Genomic DNA, 19,989 nt, shown 5'->3' with positions numbered 1-19,989 from the left:
GTACCCGAGCCTGCGGGGACGCTGGCGTCCGCCGGTGGCCATGTCCGCACAGCGGCCGTTAACAGTCCGTCGACGCCGATCGTGCCCGACCACCGCCCGTCGGAACGGCCCCGGGCGATGCCGACCCTGCGGGGCGCGCGACGACGCCCCGCAGCGGCGGCAGGACTTAAAGTCCGGCTTTCCCTGCGGAGCCCGCCATGCGCCTGCCCATCGCCGCCCTGTCGTCCTTCCTGTTCCTCGCCGGCTGCGCGACGACCGTCGCGCCGGATGACGCCGGCGCGTCGCGCACCGTCGAGGGCCGCATCGCCAGCATCGACACCGCACCTTGGGCCTACGACGGCAATGCGGTGATCGTCGTCGCCACGGCGTCCAGCGACGTGCGCGTGCAGCTGCCCGCGCGCTGGAACCTCTGTCAGGCCGCGGCGGTGGACGTGCAGTCGCTGCATACCGGCGACCGCGTGCGTGCGACCGGCAGCGCCGGCGAGGCCGGCTCGATCACCGTCTGCGGCGACCCCTCGCACGGTGTCCGCCGCCTCGACTGATCGTCATGAAGCTGGTCCGGATCACGCCCTGCCTGTGGTTCAACGACGCCGCCGAGGCCGCCGTCGCGCAGTACGTGCGCGTGTTCCCGGACTCGCGGATCGCGCGCACGCTGCGCTACGACGCGGCGGCGGCGCGGCAGGCCGGGCGCCCCGTGGGCAGCGTGCTCAGTATCGAGTTCGAGCTGGACGGCCAGCCCTTCACCGCGCTCAACGGCGGGCCGCTGTTCCGGTTCAACGAGTCGATCTCGTTCGTGGTGCACTGCGCCACGCAGGCCGAGATCGACCATTACTGGCAGGCGCTCGGCGAGGGCGGCGATCCGTCGGCGCAGCAGTCCGGCTGGCTGAAGGACCGTTTCGGCGTGTCCTGGCAGGTGGTGCCGTCGGCCCTGCCGGGCTGGCTGGCCGATCCGGATCCGGCGGCGGCCTCGCGCGTCATGCGGGCGATGCTGGCGATGCGCCGGCTCGACATCGTGGCCCTCGAACGGGCGCATCGCGGCAAGCCGGGCTAGACCCTCCCGCCACCCGGGACGGGCCCGGTGCCGCGTGAAGACGAACGTGACGTGCGTCACGTAATGATCCGCGCGTCCTCCTTCGATTGCCCCCCCCCGATGAGCGGCCCCGCGTTGTCGAGTACGACTGTGGTGGCGACGGCGGCCGGCATGGCCGCGGTGGCGGTCGCCGCGACGACGCTCGGCGGCCGCACGCGGCGCCTGCGCCTGCTGCTGCACCGGCTCGCGAAGCTGCGCGCGCGCGTCAGCCGGCTGCAGCGCGTGGAGCGGCTTGCGGGCATCGGCGAGTACGTCTGGAACCTCGACACCGGCGCGGTCTGGTGGTCGCCGTGCAGCTACCGGATCTTCGGCATGGATCCGGCGCGCGGCATCGATGTCGATCGCGCGCTCGCCGCCATCCATCCGGAGGACCGCGAACTCGCACTGGCATCGGTGCGCAACCTCGCCGGCGGCGGGCGACCACCGGAGACCATCCTGCGCGTGGTACGCCCCGACGGCCGGGTGCGTTCGATCGTCACCACCGGCGAGCTGAGCCAGGAGAACGGCGAGCGCCTGGTGCTCGGCTTCATGAAGGACGTCACCGAGCTGGAGACCATGCGCGGGCTTCTGCGCGAGGCCGAGCGCCAGTACCGCGCGCTGTTCGAGGACAACCCGGTGCCGATGTGGATCTTCGACCACGAGCGCGGCGTACTGCTGGCCACCAACCGCGCCGCGGGGCGCCAGTTCGGCTACGAACCCGAGGCGATCACCGGCCGCACGCTCGACTGCATCGCGCCGGAGGAGCATCTGCAGGAGAACGGGCGCGCGAGTTGGGCGCGCACCTGGCGCTCCGGAGCGGTCATCACGTGCAGGCATCGCGACGGGCATCGCATGCGGCTCGCGCTGTCGGTGCAGGACACGACGTTCGAGGAGCGCAGCGCGCGCCTGGTGGCCGCGCAGGACGTCACCGAGCGCGAGCGCATCGAGGACCGCTTCGCGCTCATCGCGCGCGCCACCAGCGACGCGGTCTACGACTTCGACCTGGAAACCGGCACCGTGTGGTGGAGCGATTCGTTCTACCACCTGTTCGGCCATGCGCGCGGCAGCATCGAGCTGTCGATGGCCGGCTGGGCCGCGTTGGTGCATCCGGAGGACATCGAGCGCGTCAGCGCCAGCATGGAGAACGCGCTGGCCGGCGGCGCGGACGAATGGCAGGAAACCTATCGGCTCATGCGCCAGGACGGCAGCTATGCCGAAGTGACCGAGCGCGGGCTGATCGCGCGCGGCGCCAAGGGCCGCGCGCTGCGCATGGTGGGCGGTCTCGTCGACGAGACCGAGCGCCGCCGCCACGAGGCGGGCCTGCGCCTGCTGCGGCGTGCGGTCGAGTCCACCGAGAACGGCATCCTGATCTGCGACGCGCGCGTGCCGGACTTGCCGGTGGTCTACGCCAACCCCGCGTTCGAACGCATGACCGGCTACACCCTGGCGGAAATCCGCGGCCGCAACTGCCGCCTGCTGCAGCGCGTCGACCGCGAGCAGCCGGGCCTGGAGGCCATCCGCCTCGCACTGCGCGAGGCGCACGAGGCGCGCACGCTGCTGCGCAACTACCGCAAGGACGGCACGCTGTTCTGGAACGAGATGTACATCTCGCCGGTGCGCGACGAACGCGGCGCGCTCACGCACTTCGTCGGCATCCTCAACGACGTCAGCGAGCGCCATCGCTTCGAGGAGCAGCTCGCGCATCGCGCCACGCACGACGAGCTCACCGGCCTGCCCAACCGGGTACTGCTGGAGGACCGCCTGCAGCAGGCGCTGCACCTGTCCGACCGCTACAACACCGGCACCGCCGTGGTGTTCATCGACCTCGACGATTTCAAGCTGATCAACGACACCCTCGGCCATGACGCGGGCGACACGCTCCTGCGCGAGGTGGCCACGCGGCTGCAGGCCGCCGTCCGCGAAACCGATACCGTGAGCCGCTTCGGCGGCGACGAATTCGTCGCGGTGCTGTCGGCACCGCATCGCGACGATCTCCCTTCGGAGATCGTCGAGCGCATCCAGGCGGCCTTCCCCGAGCCGGTCGTGGTCGGCGGCGTGCGGCACGTCGTTACCGCCAGCATCGGCTACTGCTGTTATCCGGCGGATGGCGAGGACACGCGGACGCTTCTGCGCCATGCCGACCTCGCCATGTACCAGGCCAAGCTCGCCGGACGGAACCGCGCGGTCGAATACCGCAGCGAGTTCGACGCCAACGCGGTCGAACGGCTGCAGCTGGTGCGGCACCTGCGCGACGCGCTCGACAACGGCGAGTTCACCGTGCTGTTCCAGCCGCAGTTCGGCTGCGACGGCCGCCCGCTGGGCATTGAGGCGCTGGTGCGCTGGCAGCACCCCGTGCGCGGGCTGCTGGCGCCGGCGGAGTTCATCGGGGCCTGCGAGGAGAGCGGGCTGATGCAGCAGCTCGGCCGGCAGGTGCTGCTCGAGGCGGCGAGCCACCACGTGCGCCTGGTCGAGGCCGGGTTGTCGGGCCTGCGTATCGCGGTGAACGTCTCCGCCGCGCAGTTCACCGAGGAGCTCTACACCGACGTCGAATACGTGGTGCGCACGCTGGCCCTGCCGCGCGGCGCGCTGGAACTGGAGCTCACCGAGAGCGCCGTGATGCAGTCGCCGGAACACGCGATCACGCTGATGCAGCGGCTCGCCGACCTCGGCGTCTGTTTTTCGATCGACGATTTCGGCACCGGCTATTCGAGCCTCGCCTACCTCAAGCGCTTTCCGATCGACCGGCTGAAGATCGACCGCTCGTTCGTGCAGGACCTCGACCGCAACGCGCAGGACGCGGCGATCTGCCGCTCCATCATCGAACTGGCGAAATCGCTGGATATCGGCACCGTGGCCGAGGGCGTGGAGACGGTGCAGCAGGAACGCTGGCTGCGCGACCACGGCTGCGTCGCGCTGCAGGGCTACCTGTTCGGCCGCCCGCAGCGGTTCGACGCACTGCTCGACGATCTGCGCGCGCGCGGCGTCGAGGGCCCGATCACCGCCTGACCCGCCGCCCTACTTCGCAGTGCCCGCCTGGCGCACGCGCGGCTGCAGGGTGACGCTGCGCTCGGCGTCCATCAGTTGCAGTTCGCCGTCCTGGATCATCGCGGTCAGGCGCGCGCCGCGCGTCAGCAGGGGCAGCGCAGCCTCGAGCTCGTCGGGCGCGAAGTCGATCACGGTGAGGTTCGACAGGCGCGACAGCGTGGCCGCATGCCGCGTCCACCAGATGTCGAACGCGCCGCCGGCGTAGCCGATCACCGCGACTTCGCGCGCGCGACCGGCGGCGCGGCGCAGCCGCGATTCGTCGGGCTGGCCGAGCTCGATCCACTGCTCGACGTCGCCGGTGTAGTCGCGACGCCACAGCGCCGGCTCGTCCTCGTCGCTCAGCCCGCGGCCGAACTCCAGGCGCTCGTCGGCGAACAGCGCGAAGGCGAGCAGCCGCACCAGCAGGCGCAGGTCGGTCTCCGAGGGATGCTGCGCCAGCGTGAGCGCATGGCTGGCGTAGTAGTGGCGGTCCATGTCGCTGACCTGCAGCTCGACCTTGACCACCGTGGCTTTCGGGGACATCGCGGCGCCTTGCGCATTCGGGGCGCCATTCTAGGCGCGACCGGCGTACGCACCGCGAAATCAGGGCGCGACGCGCGGCGGCTGGCGCAGGCCCCGCGCCGCCACCCGCGCGATCAGCAGGCCGACGACGGCCGTGCCCGCGCCGACGATGCCGGTCGATGTCCAGCCGTAGCCGGCGGTGATCGCCATGCCGCCGAGCCATGGCCCCAGTGCGTTGGCCATGTTGAACGCCGAATGATGCGAGGCCGCGGCGAGCGACTGCGCGTGGCCGGCGACATCCATCAGGTGCGCCTGCAGCAGCGTCGCAAGCGCGCCCATCGTGCCGAGCGCGACGACCGCGGGCAGCACGGTCCACGGCCAGCGCGCCGCGAGCGGGAAGAGCAGCAGCAGCACCACCGACCACGCCAGCACCACCGAGACCGCGCGGAACTGCAGGCGATCGAACAGCCAGCCGCCGCCAATGGTGCCCAGGATGCTGCCGATGCCGAACGCGGCAAGCGCGAGCGGGATGAACGATTCGCTGACGCCGGTGACGTTCACCAGCGTCGGCGCGAGGTAGCTGAACACCGCGAACATGCCCGAGAAGCCGATCGCACCGATCGCGAGCGCCAGCCACACCGGCGCGCGGTTGAAGTCGCGCAGCTCGCGCAGGGCATCGGGGCGCGGCGCATGCATGCCGCGCGGCAGCACCGCCGCGGTCATCGCGACGGTGGCGGCCGCGATCGCCGCCACCAGCACGAAGGCCCAGCGCCAGCCGAACAGGTGGCCGAGCCAGGTCGCCAACGGATTGCCCACCAGCAGCGCGACCGACAGCCCGAGCATCACCCGCCCCACCGCCTTGCCACGCTCGCCGGGCGGACTGATGCGCGCGGCCACCAGCGCGGCGATGCCGAAGTAGGCGCCATGCGGCAGGCCGGCAACGAAGCGCGCGAGCATCAGCGGCACGTAGCCGGGCGCGAGCGCGCTGGCGAGGTTGCCGAACGCGTAGAAGCCCATCAGCGCCAGCAGCATGCCGCGCCGCGACCAGCGCGTGCCGAGGATCGCGAGCGTCGGCGCGCCCACCACCACGCCGAGCGCATAGGCGCTGATGACATGGCCCACGCGCGGCTCGTCGACGCCGAGGCTCTGCGCGATCTCCCGGATCAGCCCCATCACCACGAACTCGCTGGTGCCGATGGCGAAGCCGCCGAGTGCCAGCGCGAGCAGGATCAGCCTGACGGCGCGGGGCGACAGCACGGGGGCTGCCGGTGTCGCGGATTCGGCCACGACGCGTTCCTGTGAGGGCGGGCCATTATCCGGCCATGCGCGCGGTGCACCGCCGGTCGAGGTGGACTGCTGTGTTGCCGCGGCGCCGCCGCCACGCGCGGCTTCGTAGACTCGATGCCGATGAACTGGCTCGCGCACCTCTACCTCGCCGCCCACGACGATGACGCGCTGCTCGGCGCGCTGCTCGGCGATTTCGTGCGCGGCAGCTCGGGGCTGGATGCCTGGGGCGCGATCGCGGAAACCGAGATCCGCCTGCACCGCCGCATCGACGCCTTCACCGATGCGCATCCGCAGGTGCAAGCACTGCGCGGAGGGTTCGCGCCCGGGCGACGCCGTTATGCCGGCATCGTGCTCGACGTGCATTTCGACCACCTGCTGGCGCGCGACTGGGACCGTTGGCGTGGCGCGCCGGCGGCGGCCGACATGCCGCTGGACGCGTTCACCGCCCGCACCTATCGCGTACTGCAGACGAGATTCGACAGTCTGCCGCCGCCCCTTCAGGCGATCGCGCCGCGCATGGCGGGCGACGACTGGCTCGGCAGCTATCGCGAGCGCGCGAGCGTGGACCGCGCGGTGACGCGGATGTCGCGGCGGCTCTCGCGCGACGGCGAGCGCATGGTCGAGGCGCTGGACGACCTGCGTGCACTCGACTCACAGGCCGACCGGGCGTTCTCGCTTTTCTTCCCGGCGCTCATCGAATTCGCCCGTGACGAGCGGCGACGCATCGGGGCGTCGCGTTCGGCCTGAACGTCAATGCATGCCAACGCGAGTTACCAATTACCAACAAGAAAAGGGACGGCTCGCGCCGTCCCCTTCTTCCTCCCGACACTCCGTCCGTGCCGCGCTAGCCGCTGGATCCGCTGCGCGAGGCATTGCTGGAGCCCTCGCCGCGGCGGCTGTCGCTGCCCTGCTGCGAGCCATGGCGCGAAGCGCCCTGCATCGCCTGCGTTCCCTGATCGCGCTCGCGGCCCTGCATCGACTGCGTGTGCGATCCGTTGCCGTTGCGACCCTGCGCGTTCTGATCATTCCGGTTCATGTGTCCTCCTGATCGTCTGCTTTCCGGTCCCTTCCAGGACGCGTCCAGCCTATCGAAAGGCAGGCACCCGGCCGGTGACATCGCCATTAGTTTCGCGTTACGCGGCTGCGCGGTTAAGGCGCGACTGCAAGGCATGAAAGCCTTGCTATCGAGGTCCGCGCATAGCTAGCGCGGCGCGCGCACCATGCGGTCGAACAGGTGCTCGACCACGGCTTCCGGCGTCGTGCAGCGCCCGGTGTGAACGGGCGAGGGCTGGATGAGTGCGCTGCGCTTCGCGGTGAGCCAGTGGAAGCGTGCGCGGATCGGCAGCGCGCCGATGGGACCGCTACCCGGGCGGCCCTCGCAGATCGCGACGATGGCGTCGAGCTGGCGCTGCACCGTTTCCACGTCGACGGTCGGATCGAGCGCGAGCAGGCGCGGCACGTCGAGGCCGACGCGCGCGATCAGCACGCGCCGCATCGGGCAGGACAGCAGCACGCCGGCGTTGATGAATTCCTCGCGCTCCACGCGCGGGACCACGCGCAGCAGTGCGTAGTCGTAGAGATCACCCGTGCGCACGGCGGGCCTCCTCGACGAAGGCCGCGCGGCGGTCGAGCCGCTCGGTCAGGTAATCGACGTAACGCGCGCGCACCGCGGCCGGTGCATCGCCCAGCCATTCGTCCGGCACCTCGGCGAGCACGCGGTCGAAGAGTGCGCGGTCGAGCTTCGGCGCGAGTTCCGCGTCGGCCTGCGCGATCTGCGAGGCGGCGGGCAACAGCACGTGCTCGCGCACCATCGGGAAGGCGCTGGACGGGTCGGGCGCCTGCGTGTCCCAGCCGTGGTGGAAGTACAGCGCGGCGCCATGGTCGATCAGCCACAGCGCGCGGTGCCAGACCATCAGGTTCGGATTGCGCGTGGTGCGGTCGACGTTGCTGACGAAGCTGTCGAACCACACGATGCGCGAGGCCAGCGCGGCATCGGGCAGGCCGGCGACGGGATCGAAGTTCGCCGCGCCCGGCAGGTAATCCAGCGCCAGGTTCAGGCCCGCGCTCTCGCGGATCAGGTGCTGGATCTCCGAATCGGGCTCGGTGCGCGCGAGCTCGGGGTCGAGGTCGGCGAACACCAGCTCCGGCACCGGCAGCCCCAGCGCCTGCCCGATACGCCCGGCCACCAGCTCGGCCACCAGCGCCTTCGGGCCCTGCCCCGCGCCGCGGAACTTGAGCACGTAGAGGCCGAGGTCGTCGCCTTCGACGACGGCCGGCATCGAGCCGCCCTCGCGCAGCGGCGTGACGTAACGAGTGGTGACGATCTGGCGCGGCATCGGCGGAAGCGGCAGCGACGGGCCATCAGTATGACCGGCGTCCGTTTCTGCCTGCTGCGCCACACCCGGCGAACGCGCGATTGCCGACAATGGCCGCAGGAGGTGGCCAATGCCCGATCGCATCCGTCATTCCGGTTTCGCCGCGCTGCGCTGCAGCGCCGACGAGGCCACCGCACACATCCGGCCCGGCGACACCGTCGCCATGAGCGGCTTCACCGGCGCGGGATATCCGAAGGCCGTGCCCGGCGCACTCGCGGCACGCATGGAAGCCGCGCACGGCGCCGGCGAGGACTTCCGCGTACGCGTGCTCACCGGCGCGTCCACCGCGCCCGAGCTCGACGGCGCGCTGGCGCGCGTGGAGGGCATGGAGCTGCGCCTGCCCTACCAGTCCGACCCGACGCTGCGCGAGCGCATCAACGCCGGGCGGCTGGAGTACATCGACATCCATCTCAGCCACGTCGCGCAGCACGCGTGGTTCGGCTATTTCGGTCCGATCGACGTCGCGCTGGTGGAGGTCTCGCAGATCCGCGAGGACGGCCTGCTGGTGCCGTCCTCGTCGGTCGGCAACAACAAGACGTGGCTGGATCTGGCCGACCGCGTGATCCTCGAGGTCAACCGCTGGCAGCCAGCGGCGCTGGAAGGCATGCACGACGTCTACTACGGCACCGCGCTCCCGCCGAACCGCAAACCGATCCCGCTGCTGCATCCCGACGACCGCATCGGCGAGACGACGCTGCGCGTGGACCCGGCGAAGGTGGTGGCGGTGGTCGAGACCGATGCGCCCGACCGCAACTCGCCTTTCGCCCCGCCGGATGACGATTCGCGCGCGATCGCCGGCCATCTGATCGAGTTCCTGCGCCACGAGATCGCGCGGGGGCGGCTCACGCCGCAGTTGCTTCCGCTGCAGTCCGGTGTCGGCAATATCGCCAATGCCGTGCTCGAGGGTCTGGCCGACGGCGGCTTCCGCGACCTCACCGCCTACACCGAGGTGATCCAGGACGGCATGCTGGGACTGCTGCGCGGGGGCGTGCTGCGCATGGCGTCCGCAACGTCGTTCTCGCTGAGCCCGAAGGGCATCGACGCGTTCAACAGCGAGGTCGATTTCTACCGCGAGCGCATCGTGCTGCGGCCGCAGGAGATATCGAACCACCCCGAGCTGATCCGCCGGCTGGGCTGCATCGCGATGAACGGCATGATCGAGTCGGACATCTACGGCCACGTCAATTCGACGCACATCGCTGGCAGCCGGATGATGAACGGCATCGGCGGCAGCGGTGACTTCGCGCGCAACGGCTACCTCTCGGTGTTCATGTCGCCGAGTACTGCGAAAAATGGCGCGATTTCCTCGATCGTGCCGATGGCCAGCCACGTCGACCACACCGAGCACGACACGATGATCATCGTGACCGAGCAGGGCCTCGCCGACCTGCGCGGGCTGTCGCCCAAGCAGCGCGCGCGCACGATCATCGCCAACTGCGCGCATCCCTCGTACCGGCCGATGCTCGAGGACTATTTCGAGCGCGCCTGCCGCGAGTCCTACGGCCTTCACACACCGCACCTGCTGGGCGAGGCCCTGTCCTGGCACCGGCGCTTCGTCGAAACCGGCTCGATGCGGCCCTGACGGGTTTCAGCCGGCGACCACGCGGTCCCGGCCGCCGTGCTTGGCCGCGTACAGCGCCGCATCGGCGCGGCGCAGCAGCTCGTCGATGCCCTCGCCGGTGCGCCATGCGGTGACGCCGATGCTCACGGTGAGCGGCATGTCCGCCTCGCGCGAGCGCGCATGCAGGCCCCTGCGGATGCGCTCGGCCACCGCCTGCGCGTCGCCGCCGACCAGCCCCACCACGAATTCCTCGCCGCCGTAGCGGCCGATCACGTCGTCGGCGCGCAGCGCATGGCGCAGCACGTCGGCGAACAACTGCAGCACGCGGTCGCCGCCGGCATGGCCGAGGCGGTCGTTGACGCGCTTGAAGTGGTCGAGGTCGAGATAGAGCACCGACAGACCCGCGGCGTCGGGCTCGCGCAGGCAGGCCTCCAGCGCCTCGCGCCACGCGCGGCGGTTGAGCAGGCCGGTGAGCGGATCGACGCCCGCGAGCACGCGCGCCTGGTCGCGCTGGCGACGCACCGATGCCGCGCGCTCGGCCAGGCCGAGCGACAGCACGATCGCCTCGAACGCACCTACTGCAAGCGCGGCGTCGTCGCTCCAGGTCCAGTCCGGCGCGATGCCGTAGAGCTGCAGGCTGCCGAGCACGGTCACGCCCAGCAGCGGCAGCCAGCCGAGCAGGAAGATCGCCGCATAGCGCGAGCCGCGCAGGACCGCGGCGATCGCGGTGCCCAGCACCAGCGGCGCGCCGAGGATCAGCACGGGGTTGATCAGCGCACGCATCGCCGCCTGCAGGCCCGGCACGTAGCCCAGCGTGACCAGCACCAGCATCAGCGCGCAGTAGCCGTGCAGCACGCGGCGCAATCGCGGCAGGCGCTGGCCTAGCCCGGCGAAGCGGTCGAGGAACAGCACGGCCGAGAGGATGGACAGCGTGGTGACCGCACGGCCCCACGCGGGCAGCGTCGCGGCCATCGCGTCCCAGCCGAGCGGGCGAACGATGTAGCCGCTCTGCGTCGCCTGGATGAGTGCATACGTGGTCACGTACGCCGCGTACCAGCCGAACGCCGGGTCGCGCAGGCGCAGGCCGAAGAACAGCGCGATCACGGCGGTGGCCAGCATGGTGACCAGGCAGGCGGTGGCGAACGCCAGCCAGCCGGCCTCCACGCGCGACTGCGCCGCCGCATCGCGCAGCACGAAGTACATCGGCGACGGCACGGTGTCGCTCGCGTCGACGTGCACTCGCAGCGGCGCGCCGTCGGGGGGCAGGCGCGGCACATCGAAGGCGATGCGCCCGAACGCGGGCCGCCCGTCGCCTGCATCGAGCATCGTGGAGCGCCGCAGCGGCAGGCCGGGCGCGTCAAGGGCGATGCGCTGGAACGCGGCGGATTCGACCGACAGGACCCACAGGCCCTCGGGCCAGGCACCGTCGCGGGGATACAGCAGGACGGTCACCCCGCCCGGCGGGCGGCCGAAGGCCTTGAGGCGCGCGGGATCGAACCCCTGCACCGCCGCAGCGTCACGCGTTGGCCGCCATTCGCCGCGCAGTGCGATGCCCGCGTCGGGATCGGCGACGACCGGTGCAGCGAACGCGGCGCCCGCCAGCCACGCCAGCACCAGCAGCACGAGACCGCGTAGCGCCGCGCCTGGGCGTCGGCCGGGATCGCTCCTAATGGAATTCGCTCGCTGGTCGGACATCGTGCGGATCGGGCAGCGCGCGGAACCGGCGCATGGAACCGCCTATGATCCGCGATCCATGCGCCTTCTTCAGCCGGGACGGCCGCCGCCTTCAGCGCGGCGGTGCCGCTCCGGCCGTGGCGCGGACGGCGTCCGCCGCCATCGCGGCCGCCTCGGCGGCGGCCGCTGCGGCATCGTTCGCCGGCACCGGGCGCACGAAGCAGTGGCGGCCCGCGGGGTGCCGCCATTCCTCCGCCATCGGCCCGTCGGCGCCCTCGCCCTGCACCGTCGCGAATACCGCGCACAACTCGTAGCGGCGTGCGTCGATGACGCGGTACTCGATCGGCCGCCCGGTCTGCGGATCGTTCCAGGACTGCGGCGCGCCCGGCGACCACGCACGCAGGGCATCGAGGCTTACCGGCAGCCGGCGTTCCGACGCGGCATGGCGCTCCACCGCCGACGCGACCTGCTCGAGCATCCGCACCCGGCGTTCGTCGAAGCGCTGCGCGCGCTGCTGCGCGGGCGAGCCGATCACCGCGATCGCCGCCGCCAGGCTGGCCGCCACCGCGATGCCCGCACCGACGAGGAACCACTGCCCTGCCGGCCGGCCGCGTGCAGCCTCGCCTTCCTCGCGGCGCAGGTCGGCGAGGTAGTAGCCGAACACGCCCCCCGCGATCGCCGCCACCACCAGCACCTTCAGCACGAAGCGCAGCGTCAGCTCGCCGCCGAGCGCGTTGTAGACCAGCGTGGTGGTGTCGCCGATCAGCACCGTCGCGGCGAGGAACAGCGTGACGTAGGTCAGCCAGCGGCGGATCGCCGAGAGCCGCTTGATCGGATGCAGCGCGACGTCGCGCGCCACGCGCCTGGCGACGAACACGAACACCGGGAACGCGATGATCAGCGCGGCCATGGCCCAGCGGATCGAGCCGTCGGTCGAACGGAACACGTACTGGTTCAACGCCGGATCCGGCCAGGTACGGTTGATCAGGTCGAACAGCAGGCTGCCCAGGTTCCACGCGCCGAAGTACAGCGTCGCGAACATCACCAGATAGGCGAAGGCCTCGCGCGCCGACAGCGAGGCGCGCGGGCGCGGCACCGGCACGGGGAAGTCGACGTCGGCATAGGCGTCGAGCACGCTGCGCGTCTGCTGCGGCGACCACCCCGCCTGCACGAGCGCCGCATCGATGGCCGCGCGCGGTTGCCCGCGCAGCAGCGCATCGCGCACGAAGAGTTCGAGATCCTGCGATGGCGAGGCCATGGAGTCGCTCCTTGAAGACTGGAGCGACCATAAACCAGACCGGCGCCTGCGATGCAGCGGGCTTCAGCCCCGGCCGCTCGCCCGGCCGGGCCTGCGCACGGCGCGCCACTGCAGCATGTCGACGACGTTGCCGAAGGACCCCAACGCCAGGGCAGGCGCCAATGCGGCCGGCGGTGCCCTGTCCAAGGGCTCGGGCGGATGGCGCCAGCCTTCATTGGTGGCGCAGTGCCATTGCGCTTCGTCCAGCCGCGCCTGTGTCGCGGTATCGCCGATGTCGCACGCCGGGGTGTCCATGGTCCGATCCTTGTCGGCGGCGGGCGGCCACCGATGGAGGTCACGCTGCGCCGCCCGATGTTACGGGGATGGGACGACCGTCGACCGAAGCACCCTGCGCACACCTCGATCCGCTGTCGCACGCAGCCCCTGCGAAAACGGAACTCGCGCTCCGTTTCGTTCCTGCGCTCGGACCGAAGACCTCAGCGCTTGGGCTGCCGCGCAGGAAGGCTCTTTTCCGATCCGGCGGGTTCGCTCCGGATGCCGCCGATGTCCGTCGAGGAATGGACCGGCTCGGGTGTGCCGAATGCCCGCCCGGCCGCGCGGTCTCCACCACGGGGATCCGCCCTGATCATCGACGGACCGTAAGACGTATCGACGCGATTCGAGCGGTTCATGGCGATTCCGTGGCGCCTGGCGGAGCCCAGGCTGAATTTGCGATGCATTCCCGGGGGAATGCGTGGGGCCCGCAGGCTCGGACGCCGATCGGTGGGTGCCGTCGGCTCGTCGCGGGCGAGCGGTTGCCGGCCCAACCTGCGCCGCTGCGGCACGACTGCGTGACACCGACCGCAGGCGTGTCAGTGCTGTGCGATCGACTGCACCGCCAACGCGTAGGAACGCAAGCGCGCGGCGGGGTCGTGGATGTTCGCCGTCACGATGAGCTCCTCGGGCCGGTGGCGCGCGACGAAATCGCGCACCCAGGCCGCCACCGTATCGGGCGCGCCGACGGCCGAGCACGCCAGCGCCTGTGCGATGCCCGCCTTCTCCAGCGGATCGCAGAAGCGGTCGATGGCGTCGCCCGATTCCAGCGGCGGCGGCACCAGCCCGGGCCGGCCGCGGCGCAGGTTGACGAAGGCCTGCTGCTGCGTGGTGAACAGGCGCCGCGCCTCGGCATCGGTGTCGGCGCAGACGATGTTGAGCGCGAGCATCACGTGTGGCGCCTGCAGGTATTTCGACGGCTCGAAGCGCGCGCGATACACCGCCAGCGCTTCCTCCAGCGCGGCCGGCGCGAAGTGCGAGGCGAACGCGTAGCGCAGGCCCAGCTTCGCCGCGAGCTGCGCGCCGAACAGGCTGGAGCCGAGGATCCACGGCTCGACCTCCACGCCCGCGCCGGGCACCGCCTGCACCGCCTGGCCGGGGCGCGCCGGCTCGAAATAGCCGAGCAGCTCGACCACGTCGGCCGGGAATTCGTCCGCGCCCGCGTAGTAGCGGCGCAACGCGCGCGTGGCCGCCACGTCGGTGCCCGGCGCGCGGCCGAGGCCCAGGTCGATGCGGCCCGGATACAGCGTCGCCAGCGTGCCGAACTGCTCGGCCACCTGCAGCGGCGCGTGGTTGGGCAGCATCACGCCGCCCGCGCCCACGCGGATGGTCGACGTCGCACCGGCGACATGTCCGATCAGCACCGACGTCGCCGCGCTCGCGATGCCCGGCATGTTGTGGTGCTCGGCCAGCCAGTAGCGGCGATAACCGAGCTTCTCGGCATGCTGCGCGAGCGCGCGCATGTTGGCGAAGGCCTGCGCGGCATCGCTGCCTTCGGCGATCGGGGCGAGGTCGAGGACGGAAAGCGGAATCATCACGAAGCCCGGTGCGGTCTTCCGACAGTGTCCACGCCGCGCCGGGACGCGGGATCAACGGCCGTGGATCGCTGCGGACCGCTTGCCGCGGTTGTGCCGCGACGGCCCCGTCAACGCGGCCGCGCGAGCGGCCGCACGCGGTCGACCAGCGCCTGCAGCACGAGGCCGGGCTGCTCGACCATCGGCAGGTGCGCCGAATGCTCGAAGAACACCACCGCCTTCGACGGCGCCTGCAGCCGCGCCATCCACGCCTCGGTAATCGACGAGGGCGTGGTGTAGTCCTGCCGCCCCAGCAGCATCACCACCGGAACGTCGAGCCGCGTCACGCCGGCAAACGTCACGTCCGAGAGCTGCGGGAACATCGTGGTGATGGTGAACGCGCTGCCATCGCCCCACGCCTTGACGTCGGCGGGCGTGTACTCGGGCGAGAGTCGCGGCGCGCGGAAGTAGAAGTCTGCATTGTCGCGGCCGGCGGCGAGCCCGCCGTAATGGATCGACCACAGGCGCTGCGTGCTCATCTTGTCGATGGCGAACGCGCCCTCGCCCGGATACGGCGCCAGTGCCTCGAGCGCCTTCACCGCTTCGGCATTGCCGTCGGCGCGCGCGCGGTCGAGCACCCATGCATAACCCTGTCGCTCGTTCTCGCGGAAGTCGATCACCTGCCCCATGCCGATGTAGGCATGCAGCAGGTCCGGGCGCTTCATCGCCACCATCAGGCCGACGATCGAGCCCCAGCTGTGCCCCAGCACGAACACCTTGCGCTGGCCGTAGCGCGCACGCAGCTGCTCGATCAGCTCGATCGCATCGTCGCGATAGCGCTCGGGCTTCAGCGTTGGCGCGAGCGCCTTCGGGTCGTTGAGCGGGAACGAGCGCCCCGCGCCGCGCTGGTCCCACTGCACGACCGTGAAGAAGTCCTCCCACGGGCGCTGGAACGACCAGGCCACCGGCATCTCCACCGCGCCCGGCCCGCCATGGACGAACAGCAGGATCGGGTTGTCGCGGTCGGCGCCGCGCACGTTCACCACCTGGCGCGCACCGCCCAGCGTGACCTCGAACGTCTCCTGCACGCCGTTCGGCGTCACGATGCGCTGGATGTCGCCGACGAGCGCGCGCCCCTGGGCGTAGGGATCGGCCGCGGGCTCGGCGGCGAGGGCGCTGGAGACGGGAAGCATCAGCGCGAGGGACAGGCAGAGCGATCGGAGCATCGTGGGCCTCATGCAAGCGTTTATCGCGTGCGCCGGCGGGACTCACCTGCATGCACGCGGACCGATAGCGCGATTCTGCAGCGGGCCCCGCCCTGATGCGAACAGGCCTGCAGGACAGCGAACGTCGTGCGCGCAATAGATCGTCTTCCGATCAACCCGCCTCGAACCGCCGTATGTCCGCCAGCAGCGCCGTGGCTCCATCGATGCCGCAACCGCGGTTGTCGGCATCGATCGCATCGACGATGCGGTGCCCGCGCCGCTGCAGGCGCCGGAACATCCAGAGCGTGGCGACGAAGCCGACGACGCCCACGGCCACGTTCGCCCACAGGAAGCCCGCGGCGACGTCGGCGCCGGTGAAGTACTTGAGCAGCACTTCCATGAGCGGCAGCCACAGCACCCAGAAGGCGAGGCCGAGCAGCGGTGCGCGACGCGTGCGCCAGAACTGCAGCACGCCCAGGTATTTCTGGATGGTCAACACCGGCTGCGCATAGTTGATCCGCAGCACCAGCAGGATCTCGACCACCGCCGACAGCAGCAGCGCGACGCTCCAGCCGTGCATCAGCAGGCCCGACACGAGCGCGCGCCACTCGTCCATGTGCGCGATCCAGAAGCGCGCGAAGAACACCGTGCACAGGCCGCCGACCATCACCTGCAGCACCTGCCCCGCCAGCAGCGGGCGCAGGCGCGAACGCGCGCGTTCGATCCGGTTCTCGGTGAGCAACTGCAGGTTCAACGCCTGCTGCGCTGCGAGCCTGTCCTGCATCTCGCGCCACTCGCGGCGCAGCGTGTCGAATTCGGTATCGGCGTTCATCTCAGCCCTCCTTCGGGCACATCCGGTCGCGGAGCCGCTGCTTGAGGCGGCCGATGCGGGTGGCGACGTTGGTTTCGGTCAGGCCGAGGATCTCGGCGATCTGGCGGTGGCTGCGCTCGTCGAGATAGAGCAGCAGAAGCGCGCGGTCCAGCGCATCGAGCCGGGCGATCAGCTGCTGCAGGGCTCGCAGGCGATCGGCTTCCGCGTCGTCCGCCGCGCCTTCGATGGCCTCGTGCGACTCGTCCAGCGGAACGTGGTGGGCGTCGTGCCGGCTGCGCCCCCGCAGGTGCGAAATCGCGACGTTCAGCGCGATGCGGTACATCCACGTCGCAAGCGGGCGCGACGGATCGTAGGCCGGCCACGCGCGCCAGAGCTGCGCGGCGATCTCCTGCGCGAGGTCGGCGCGGTCCTCGGCGTCGCGGCCGTAGCCATTGGCCACCTTGAACACGAGGCCGCGGTTGCGCTCGAGCAAGTCGGCGAACTCCCGTTGCGTGGTGGCGTCCTTCAGCTGCGCCGCGATCTCCATGACCCTTCCGGTAGCGGCGCATCGGCGCCCTGTACCGACATGATTCGCCGGTGGAGGCGGGATATCACACCGCCGTGCCGGTCGGGCCTCAGCCCGCTGGATCGGCCTCCGGATGCCGCTGCAGCCAGGCCGCGAGGCGCGCCTCGTAGTCCTCGCGCTCGTCCTCGTAGGCGTCGTTGACGCAGACGGCGCAGCCACCGCCGCAGCAGTCGCTCGGCAGCGGCTTCTCGGGCGGCACGGGACGTGGGTCGGGGCGATCGCTCACGTTGTCGAGGTCCGGTCGTGCGCGCCGGTTTTCAAGGGACGGCGGGACATGCACCGTTGCACCCGCGCCGGGACCCGCACGACGCACGACGACGTGACGCGTGCCTGCCGATGCGCGTCACCAGATCAGGTCGTCCGGCACCTTGAACTGCGCGTAGTAGTCATCGTCGTCCGATGCCGGCCCCGCGGGCGTGGCGGCATGGTCGAGCACGATCATGGCCGGCTCGCGCGCACGCACCTTCTCCGCCGCCGCGCGCGGCAGCAGCACGTGGCCGTCGTCGAGGCGCGCGATCACCAATGCGCCGCTCGCGAGCTGCGTGCGCTGGGCGGCGTCGACCAGCAGCGTGCGGATCGCATCGCCGTCGACGAAGCGGTATTCGATCTCGCCTGACGCGCGCACGCGCTGGGTGTCGACGATCTGCCGCGCCTGCGCGCGCTGCTCGCGCAGTTGCGCCTGCGCCTTCTGCTCGGCCGCGAGCGCGCGGTCGCGTTCCACGCGCTCGGCGCGCGCACGCTCGGCCTCGAGCTGCTGCTCGCTGGGCGCGGCAGGCGCCTTGCCCTGGCGCTGCTTGGCCTGCTCGCGCGCGACCTGCGCCACCTGCGACTTCTTCACCAGCCCGGCCTTGAGCAGCTGGTCCTGTAGCGGATTTCTCATGCGCGAAGTCTAGTCGACGCCGCGCGCACGGCATCGCAGGCCACGTGCTCGACCGTTCAGCGATGCGGGCCTCAGTCGTCCAGGCGCAGGACCAGCTGCCGCGCCGCGCCCGGCGATACCCGGAACAGCGTCAGCGTCGGCCCGAGGCTGTTGCGCGTGCCGGGGGGCAATGCATCGCGCGGGACCTCGCGCGGATGCCAGTCGACGCGGCGCGCCAGCGGCATTCCGAGATCGATCCATTCGGGGTGATGACGCGCCGGCCCGGTGATGCGGCCGACGCGATAGCAGCGACGCTGCGGCGAGTACGTCACCACCCGGTCGCCCTCGTCTACGTCGTGGACGAAGCGCCACACCTGCGAGGCGCCCGACACGATCGCGCTGCGGCGCCGTGCCGGCTCGGCGGCGGCGCACATGTCCAGCAGCGCCTGCCGGCTGCCTGCGGCGGCGACCAACCGTGCGAGCGCGGTCCAGCCCAGCGCCGCCACGCCGTGGCGGAGGAACTCGTCGTACAGGCGCCCGCGTTCGGCGCGGACCATCCACATCGGGTGCATCGTCGACGCTCATGGATCGGCCCGCCTCAGTAGCGTGATGGACGCCGGCCGTACGTGAAGCCGCCGTGCGGCGTCGCCTTGCGCGACCTCAGCCCTCGCCCCGCTTCTGCGAGGCCACCTGCCGCAGCACGCTCTCGAACACCTCGACCGGCTGCCCGCCGGACACGAGGTACTGCCGCTCGAAGATGATCGCCGGCACCGAACTGATGCCAGCACGCAGGAAGCCCTGCTCGTCGGCGCGCACATCCTCGGCGAATTCGCCCGATGCGAGGATCGCCGCGGCGCGCTCGCCGGACAGCCCCACGCCCCTCGCGATGCGCACCAGCACGTCGCGATCGCTCACGTCCTCGCCGTCGGTGAAGTAGGCGTGCAGCAGTGCGCGCTTGAGCGGCAGCTGGCGGCCTTCCTGCCCGGCCCAGTGCAGCAGGCGGTGCGCATCGAAGGTGTTGTAGATGCGCGAGCGCGCGCCCATCGCGAAATCGACGCCGACCGCCGCGCCGCGCTCGCGCAACCGCGCACGGTTCTCCTCCATCCGAGCGGCGGTTAGCCCGTACTTGCGCCCGATGTGCTCGTCGATGCCCTCGCCCCGGGGTGCCATGTCGGGATTGAGCTCGAAGGGCTGCACGTGCAGCTCGACGGCGACGTCGTCGCCCACGCGGGCGATCGCCTGCTCCAGCGCCGCAAGTCCGATCGCGCACCAAGGGCAGACCACGTCGGACACGAAATCGATGCGAATGGGCGTGGACATGGCGGTCTCCTCGGCTGGCATGGGATGCGGCGCGAACGCCGGCGGCTGCCTCGCTCGACGCGAATCAAGAGCGTGCGGCTGCCGCGGCCGTCATTCAATCGCTGCACGACGCGGCGCGGGATCCACATTTGCGGTCGTGCCGGCATGGTCACCCCGGCGGTGCTAGGCTGCCAACTGCTTCCCGCGCCACACCAAGCGAAGCGACGAACTCCGGAGGAGGCGCAGACCCGAGCGGCCGATTCCCTCGGGACTTCTGTCACGTGGGCTGTTCCTAGCGCCCCAGCTTACGACCGAGATGCTCCGCGCAAGCGGATTCCGCGCCATTCACGGCACTCGGTTGAACCTTCGATGGAATTCCTCGTTTTCCGGCGCACGGACAGTGCGCTGGTGGTCGCACCTGCCATATTCGAGCCGCCACTCGCGTCGCGACGCGATGGCCTGGCCTTCACTGCCGTCTGCGACATCGACCTCGACGCCTTCACGCCCGAAGTCATCGAAGCGCTCGAACGCGACGGCTTCGCCTGCATCCGCGGTCCCGACTGGCAGGCCCTGGCGGCCGCCGGGGATTTCGCGATGGAGGACGGCGATAGCTGACCCGCGTGTTGCGCAGCG

23 protein-coding genes are annotated in these 19,989 nt (G+C 71.1%); 6 read left to right on the top strand and 17 right to left on the bottom strand.

Going from position 1 to position 19,989, the window contains the following annotated elements:
* Positions 1–197 precede the first annotated feature (197 nt).
* The 3 genes from IE066_RS08710 (at position 198) to IE066_RS08700 (ending at position 4,075) form a co-directional block, all read left to right on the top strand.
* Positions 198–542, top strand: a complete 345-nt coding sequence (locus tag IE066_RS08710; RefSeq protein WP_229790752.1) for a hypothetical protein — start codon at positions 198–200, stop codon at positions 540–542.
* Between the two features lie 5 nt (positions 543–547).
* Entirely contained in the window at positions 548–1,051 is a 504-nt protein-coding gene (locus IE066_RS08705; protein ID WP_189449005.1) for a VOC family protein, read from the top strand.
* A gap of 114 nt (positions 1,052–1,165) precedes the next feature.
* Complete coding sequence (locus tag IE066_RS08700) at positions 1,166–4,075, top strand: EAL domain-containing protein (protein WP_189449004.1); 2,910 nt, start codon at positions 1,166–1,168, stop codon at positions 4,073–4,075.
* A gap of 9 nt (positions 4,076–4,084) precedes the next feature.
* Here the strand turns inward: IE066_RS08700 and IE066_RS08695 are convergent, their stop codons facing one another.
* Positions 4,085–4,636, bottom strand: coding sequence for a YaeQ family protein (locus IE066_RS08695; protein WP_189449002.1), 552 nt, complete (start codon positions 4,634–4,636; stop codon positions 4,085–4,087).
* Between the two features lie 60 nt (positions 4,637–4,696).
* Complete coding sequence (locus tag IE066_RS08690; RefSeq protein ID WP_189449000.1) at positions 4,697–5,902, bottom strand: MFS transporter; 1,206 nt, start codon at positions 5,900–5,902, stop codon at positions 4,697–4,699.
* A gap of 114 nt (positions 5,903–6,016) precedes the next feature.
* On the opposite strand from IE066_RS08690, the gene IE066_RS08685 reads away from it, so the two are divergent.
* Positions 6,017–6,649, top strand: a complete 633-nt coding sequence (locus IE066_RS08685) for an acyl carrier protein phosphodiesterase (protein ID WP_229790751.1) — start codon at positions 6,017–6,019, stop codon at positions 6,647–6,649.
* 97 nt (positions 6,650–6,746) lie between these two features.
* Here IE066_RS08685 and IE066_RS08680 read toward each other — a convergent pair whose 3' ends face one another.
* The 3 genes from IE066_RS08680 to IE066_RS08670 form a co-directional block, all read right to left on the bottom strand.
* The gene (locus tag IE066_RS08680; RefSeq protein ID WP_189448998.1) at positions 6,747–6,938 is read right to left on the bottom strand and encodes a hypothetical protein; all 192 of its coding nucleotides are present in this window, start codon (positions 6,936–6,938) and stop codon (positions 6,747–6,749) included.
* A gap of 165 nt (positions 6,939–7,103) precedes the next feature.
* Positions 7,104–7,496: a DUF3037 domain-containing protein gene (locus IE066_RS08675; protein WP_189448995.1), complete on the bottom strand. Its 393-nt coding sequence runs from the start codon at positions 7,494–7,496 to the stop codon at positions 7,104–7,106.
* Positions 7,483–8,238 (bottom strand): HipA family kinase, encoded by a 756-nt coding sequence (locus IE066_RS08670; protein WP_189448994.1) that lies wholly within the window; start codon positions 8,236–8,238, stop codon positions 7,483–7,485. Before IE066_RS08670 ends, IE066_RS08675 begins: the two co-directional genes overlap by 14 nt.
* A gap of 109 nt (positions 8,239–8,347) precedes the next feature.
* Here IE066_RS08670 and scpC point away from each other — a divergent pair, with 109 nt between their 5' ends.
* Positions 8,348–9,859 carry a succinyl-CoA:acetate CoA-transferase ScpC gene (gene scpC / locus IE066_RS08665; RefSeq protein WP_189448992.1) on the top strand — a complete coding sequence of 504 codons (1,512 nt, stop codon included), beginning with the start codon at positions 8,348–8,350 and terminating at the stop codon, positions 9,857–9,859.
* 6 nt (positions 9,860–9,865) lie between these two features.
* Here scpC and IE066_RS08660 read toward each other — a convergent pair whose 3' ends face one another.
* From IE066_RS08660 to IE066_RS08605, 12 genes are all read right to left on the bottom strand, one after another.
* A complete protein-coding gene (locus tag IE066_RS08660) occupies positions 9,866–11,533 on the bottom strand; it encodes a GGDEF domain-containing protein (protein WP_189448990.1) in 1,668 nt (555 codons plus the stop codon).
* A gap of 91 nt (positions 11,534–11,624) precedes the next feature.
* On the bottom strand, positions 11,625–12,770 hold the full coding sequence (locus IE066_RS08655; protein WP_189448987.1) for a DUF5671 domain-containing protein: 1,146 nt from the start codon (positions 12,768–12,770) through the stop codon (positions 11,625–11,627).
* A 63-nt stretch (positions 12,771–12,833) separates the two neighbouring features.
* On the bottom strand, positions 12,834–13,064 hold the full coding sequence (locus tag IE066_RS08650) for a hypothetical protein (RefSeq protein WP_189448985.1): 231 nt from the start codon (positions 13,062–13,064) through the stop codon (positions 12,834–12,836).
* A gap of 182 nt (positions 13,065–13,246) precedes the next feature.
* Complete coding sequence (locus IE066_RS08645; protein ID WP_189448983.1) at positions 13,247–13,441, bottom strand: hypothetical protein; 195 nt, start codon at positions 13,439–13,441, stop codon at positions 13,247–13,249.
* A gap of 180 nt (positions 13,442–13,621) precedes the next feature.
* Positions 13,622–14,617 carry an LLM class flavin-dependent oxidoreductase gene (locus tag IE066_RS08640; RefSeq protein WP_189448981.1) on the bottom strand — a complete coding sequence of 332 codons (996 nt, stop codon included), beginning with the start codon at positions 14,615–14,617 and terminating at the stop codon, positions 13,622–13,624.
* Between the two features lie 110 nt (positions 14,618–14,727).
* The gene (locus tag IE066_RS08635; RefSeq protein WP_189448979.1) at positions 14,728–15,822 is read right to left on the bottom strand and encodes an alpha/beta fold hydrolase; all 1,095 of its coding nucleotides are present in this window, start codon (positions 15,820–15,822) and stop codon (positions 14,728–14,730) included.
* A 151-nt stretch (positions 15,823–15,973) separates the two neighbouring features.
* Entirely contained in the window at positions 15,974–16,633 is a 660-nt protein-coding gene (locus IE066_RS08630; RefSeq protein WP_189448977.1) for a hypothetical protein, read from the bottom strand.
* A 1-nt stretch (position 16,634) separates the two neighbouring features.
* Complete coding sequence (locus IE066_RS08625; RefSeq protein ID WP_189448975.1) at positions 16,635–17,159, bottom strand: RNA polymerase sigma factor; 525 nt, start codon at positions 17,157–17,159, stop codon at positions 16,635–16,637.
* Between the two features lie 88 nt (positions 17,160–17,247).
* On the bottom strand, positions 17,248–17,424 hold the full coding sequence (locus IE066_RS08620) for an oxidoreductase-like domain-containing protein (RefSeq protein ID WP_189448973.1): 177 nt from the start codon (positions 17,422–17,424) through the stop codon (positions 17,248–17,250).
* A gap of 117 nt (positions 17,425–17,541) precedes the next feature.
* On the bottom strand, positions 17,542–18,078 hold the full coding sequence (locus IE066_RS08615) for a DUF2058 domain-containing protein (RefSeq protein ID WP_189448971.1): 537 nt from the start codon (positions 18,076–18,078) through the stop codon (positions 17,542–17,544).
* Positions 18,079–18,149: 71 nt separating this feature from the next.
* Positions 18,150–18,620 (bottom strand): restriction endonuclease, encoded by a 471-nt coding sequence (locus tag IE066_RS08610; protein ID WP_189448969.1) that lies wholly within the window; start codon positions 18,618–18,620, stop codon positions 18,150–18,152.
* 97 nt (positions 18,621–18,717) lie between these two features.
* Entirely contained in the window at positions 18,718–19,377 is a 660-nt protein-coding gene (locus tag IE066_RS08605; RefSeq protein ID WP_189448967.1) for a DsbA family oxidoreductase, read from the bottom strand.
* A gap of 348 nt (positions 19,378–19,725) precedes the next feature.
* Here IE066_RS08605 and IE066_RS08600 point away from each other — a divergent pair, with 348 nt between their 5' ends.
* The gene (locus tag IE066_RS08600) at positions 19,726–19,971 is read left to right on the top strand and encodes a hypothetical protein (protein WP_189448965.1); all 246 of its coding nucleotides are present in this window, start codon (positions 19,726–19,728) and stop codon (positions 19,969–19,971) included.
* The last annotated feature ends 18 nt before the right edge of the window (positions 19,972–19,989 follow it).

The sequence above is a fragment of the Cognatilysobacter xinjiangensis genome (assembly GCF_014651995.1).
Lineage (GTDB): Bacteria > Pseudomonadota > Gammaproteobacteria > Xanthomonadales > Xanthomonadaceae > Cognatilysobacter > Cognatilysobacter xinjiangensis.
The sequence above is the reverse complement of the archived record's forward strand: the minus strand, read 5'-3'. Positions and strand labels throughout refer to the sequence as shown.

Bases quoted from the DNA above. Each gene is read 5' to 3' on its own strand.
- IE066_RS08635 (WP_189448979.1), bottom strand. From the start codon at position 15,822: ATGCTCCGATCGCTCTGCCTGTCCCTCGCGCTGATGCTTCCCGTCTCC.
- IE066_RS08655 (WP_189448987.1), bottom strand. From the start codon at position 12,770: ATGGCCTCGCCATCGCAGGATCTCGAACTCTTCGTGCGCGATGCGCTG.
- IE066_RS08680 (WP_189448998.1), bottom strand. From the start codon at position 6,938: ATGAACCGGAATGATCAGAACGCGCAGGGTCGCAACGGCAACGGATCG.
- IE066_RS08685 (WP_229790751.1), top strand. From the start codon at position 6,017: ATGCCGATGAACTGGCTCGCGCACCTCTACCTCGCCGCCCACGACGAT.
- IE066_RS08600 (WP_189448965.1), top strand. From the start codon at position 19,726: ATGGAATTCCTCGTTTTCCGGCGCACGGACAGTGCGCTGGTGGTCGCA.
- IE066_RS08615 (WP_189448971.1), bottom strand. From the start codon at position 18,078: ATGAGAAATCCGCTACAGGACCAGCTGCTCAAGGCCGGGCTGGTGAAG.
- scpC (WP_189448992.1), top strand. From the start codon at position 8,348: ATGCCCGATCGCATCCGTCATTCCGGTTTCGCCGCGCTGCGCTGCAGC.
- IE066_RS08695 (WP_189449002.1), bottom strand. From the start codon at position 4,636: ATGTCCCCGAAAGCCACGGTGGTCAAGGTCGAGCTGCAGGTCAGCGAC.
- IE066_RS08630 (WP_189448977.1), bottom strand. From the start codon at position 16,633: ATGAACGCCGATACCGAATTCGACACGCTGCGCCGCGAGTGGCGCGAG.
- IE066_RS08650 (WP_189448985.1), bottom strand. From the start codon at position 13,064: ATGGACACCCCGGCGTGCGACATCGGCGATACCGCGACACAGGCGCGG.
- IE066_RS08640 (WP_189448981.1), bottom strand. From the start codon at position 14,617: ATGATTCCGCTTTCCGTCCTCGACCTCGCCCCGATCGCCGAAGGCAGC.
- IE066_RS08625 (WP_189448975.1), bottom strand. From the start codon at position 17,159: ATGGAGATCGCGGCGCAGCTGAAGGACGCCACCACGCAACGGGAGTTC.
- IE066_RS08660 (WP_189448990.1), bottom strand. From the start codon at position 11,533: ATGTCCGACCAGCGAGCGAATTCCATTAGGAGCGATCCCGGCCGACGC.
- IE066_RS08610 (WP_189448969.1), bottom strand. From the start codon at position 18,620: ATGTGGATGGTCCGCGCCGAACGCGGGCGCCTGTACGACGAGTTCCTC.
- IE066_RS08645 (WP_189448983.1), bottom strand. From the start codon at position 13,441: ATGAACCGCTCGAATCGCGTCGATACGTCTTACGGTCCGTCGATGATC.
- IE066_RS08705 (WP_189449005.1), top strand. From the start codon at position 548: ATGAAGCTGGTCCGGATCACGCCCTGCCTGTGGTTCAACGACGCCGCC.
- IE066_RS08670 (WP_189448994.1), bottom strand. From the start codon at position 8,238: ATGCCGCGCCAGATCGTCACCACTCGTTACGTCACGCCGCTGCGCGAG.
- IE066_RS08605 (WP_189448967.1), bottom strand. From the start codon at position 19,377: ATGTCCACGCCCATTCGCATCGATTTCGTGTCCGACGTGGTCTGCCCT.
- IE066_RS08710 (WP_229790752.1), top strand. From the start codon at position 198: ATGCGCCTGCCCATCGCCGCCCTGTCGTCCTTCCTGTTCCTCGCCGGC.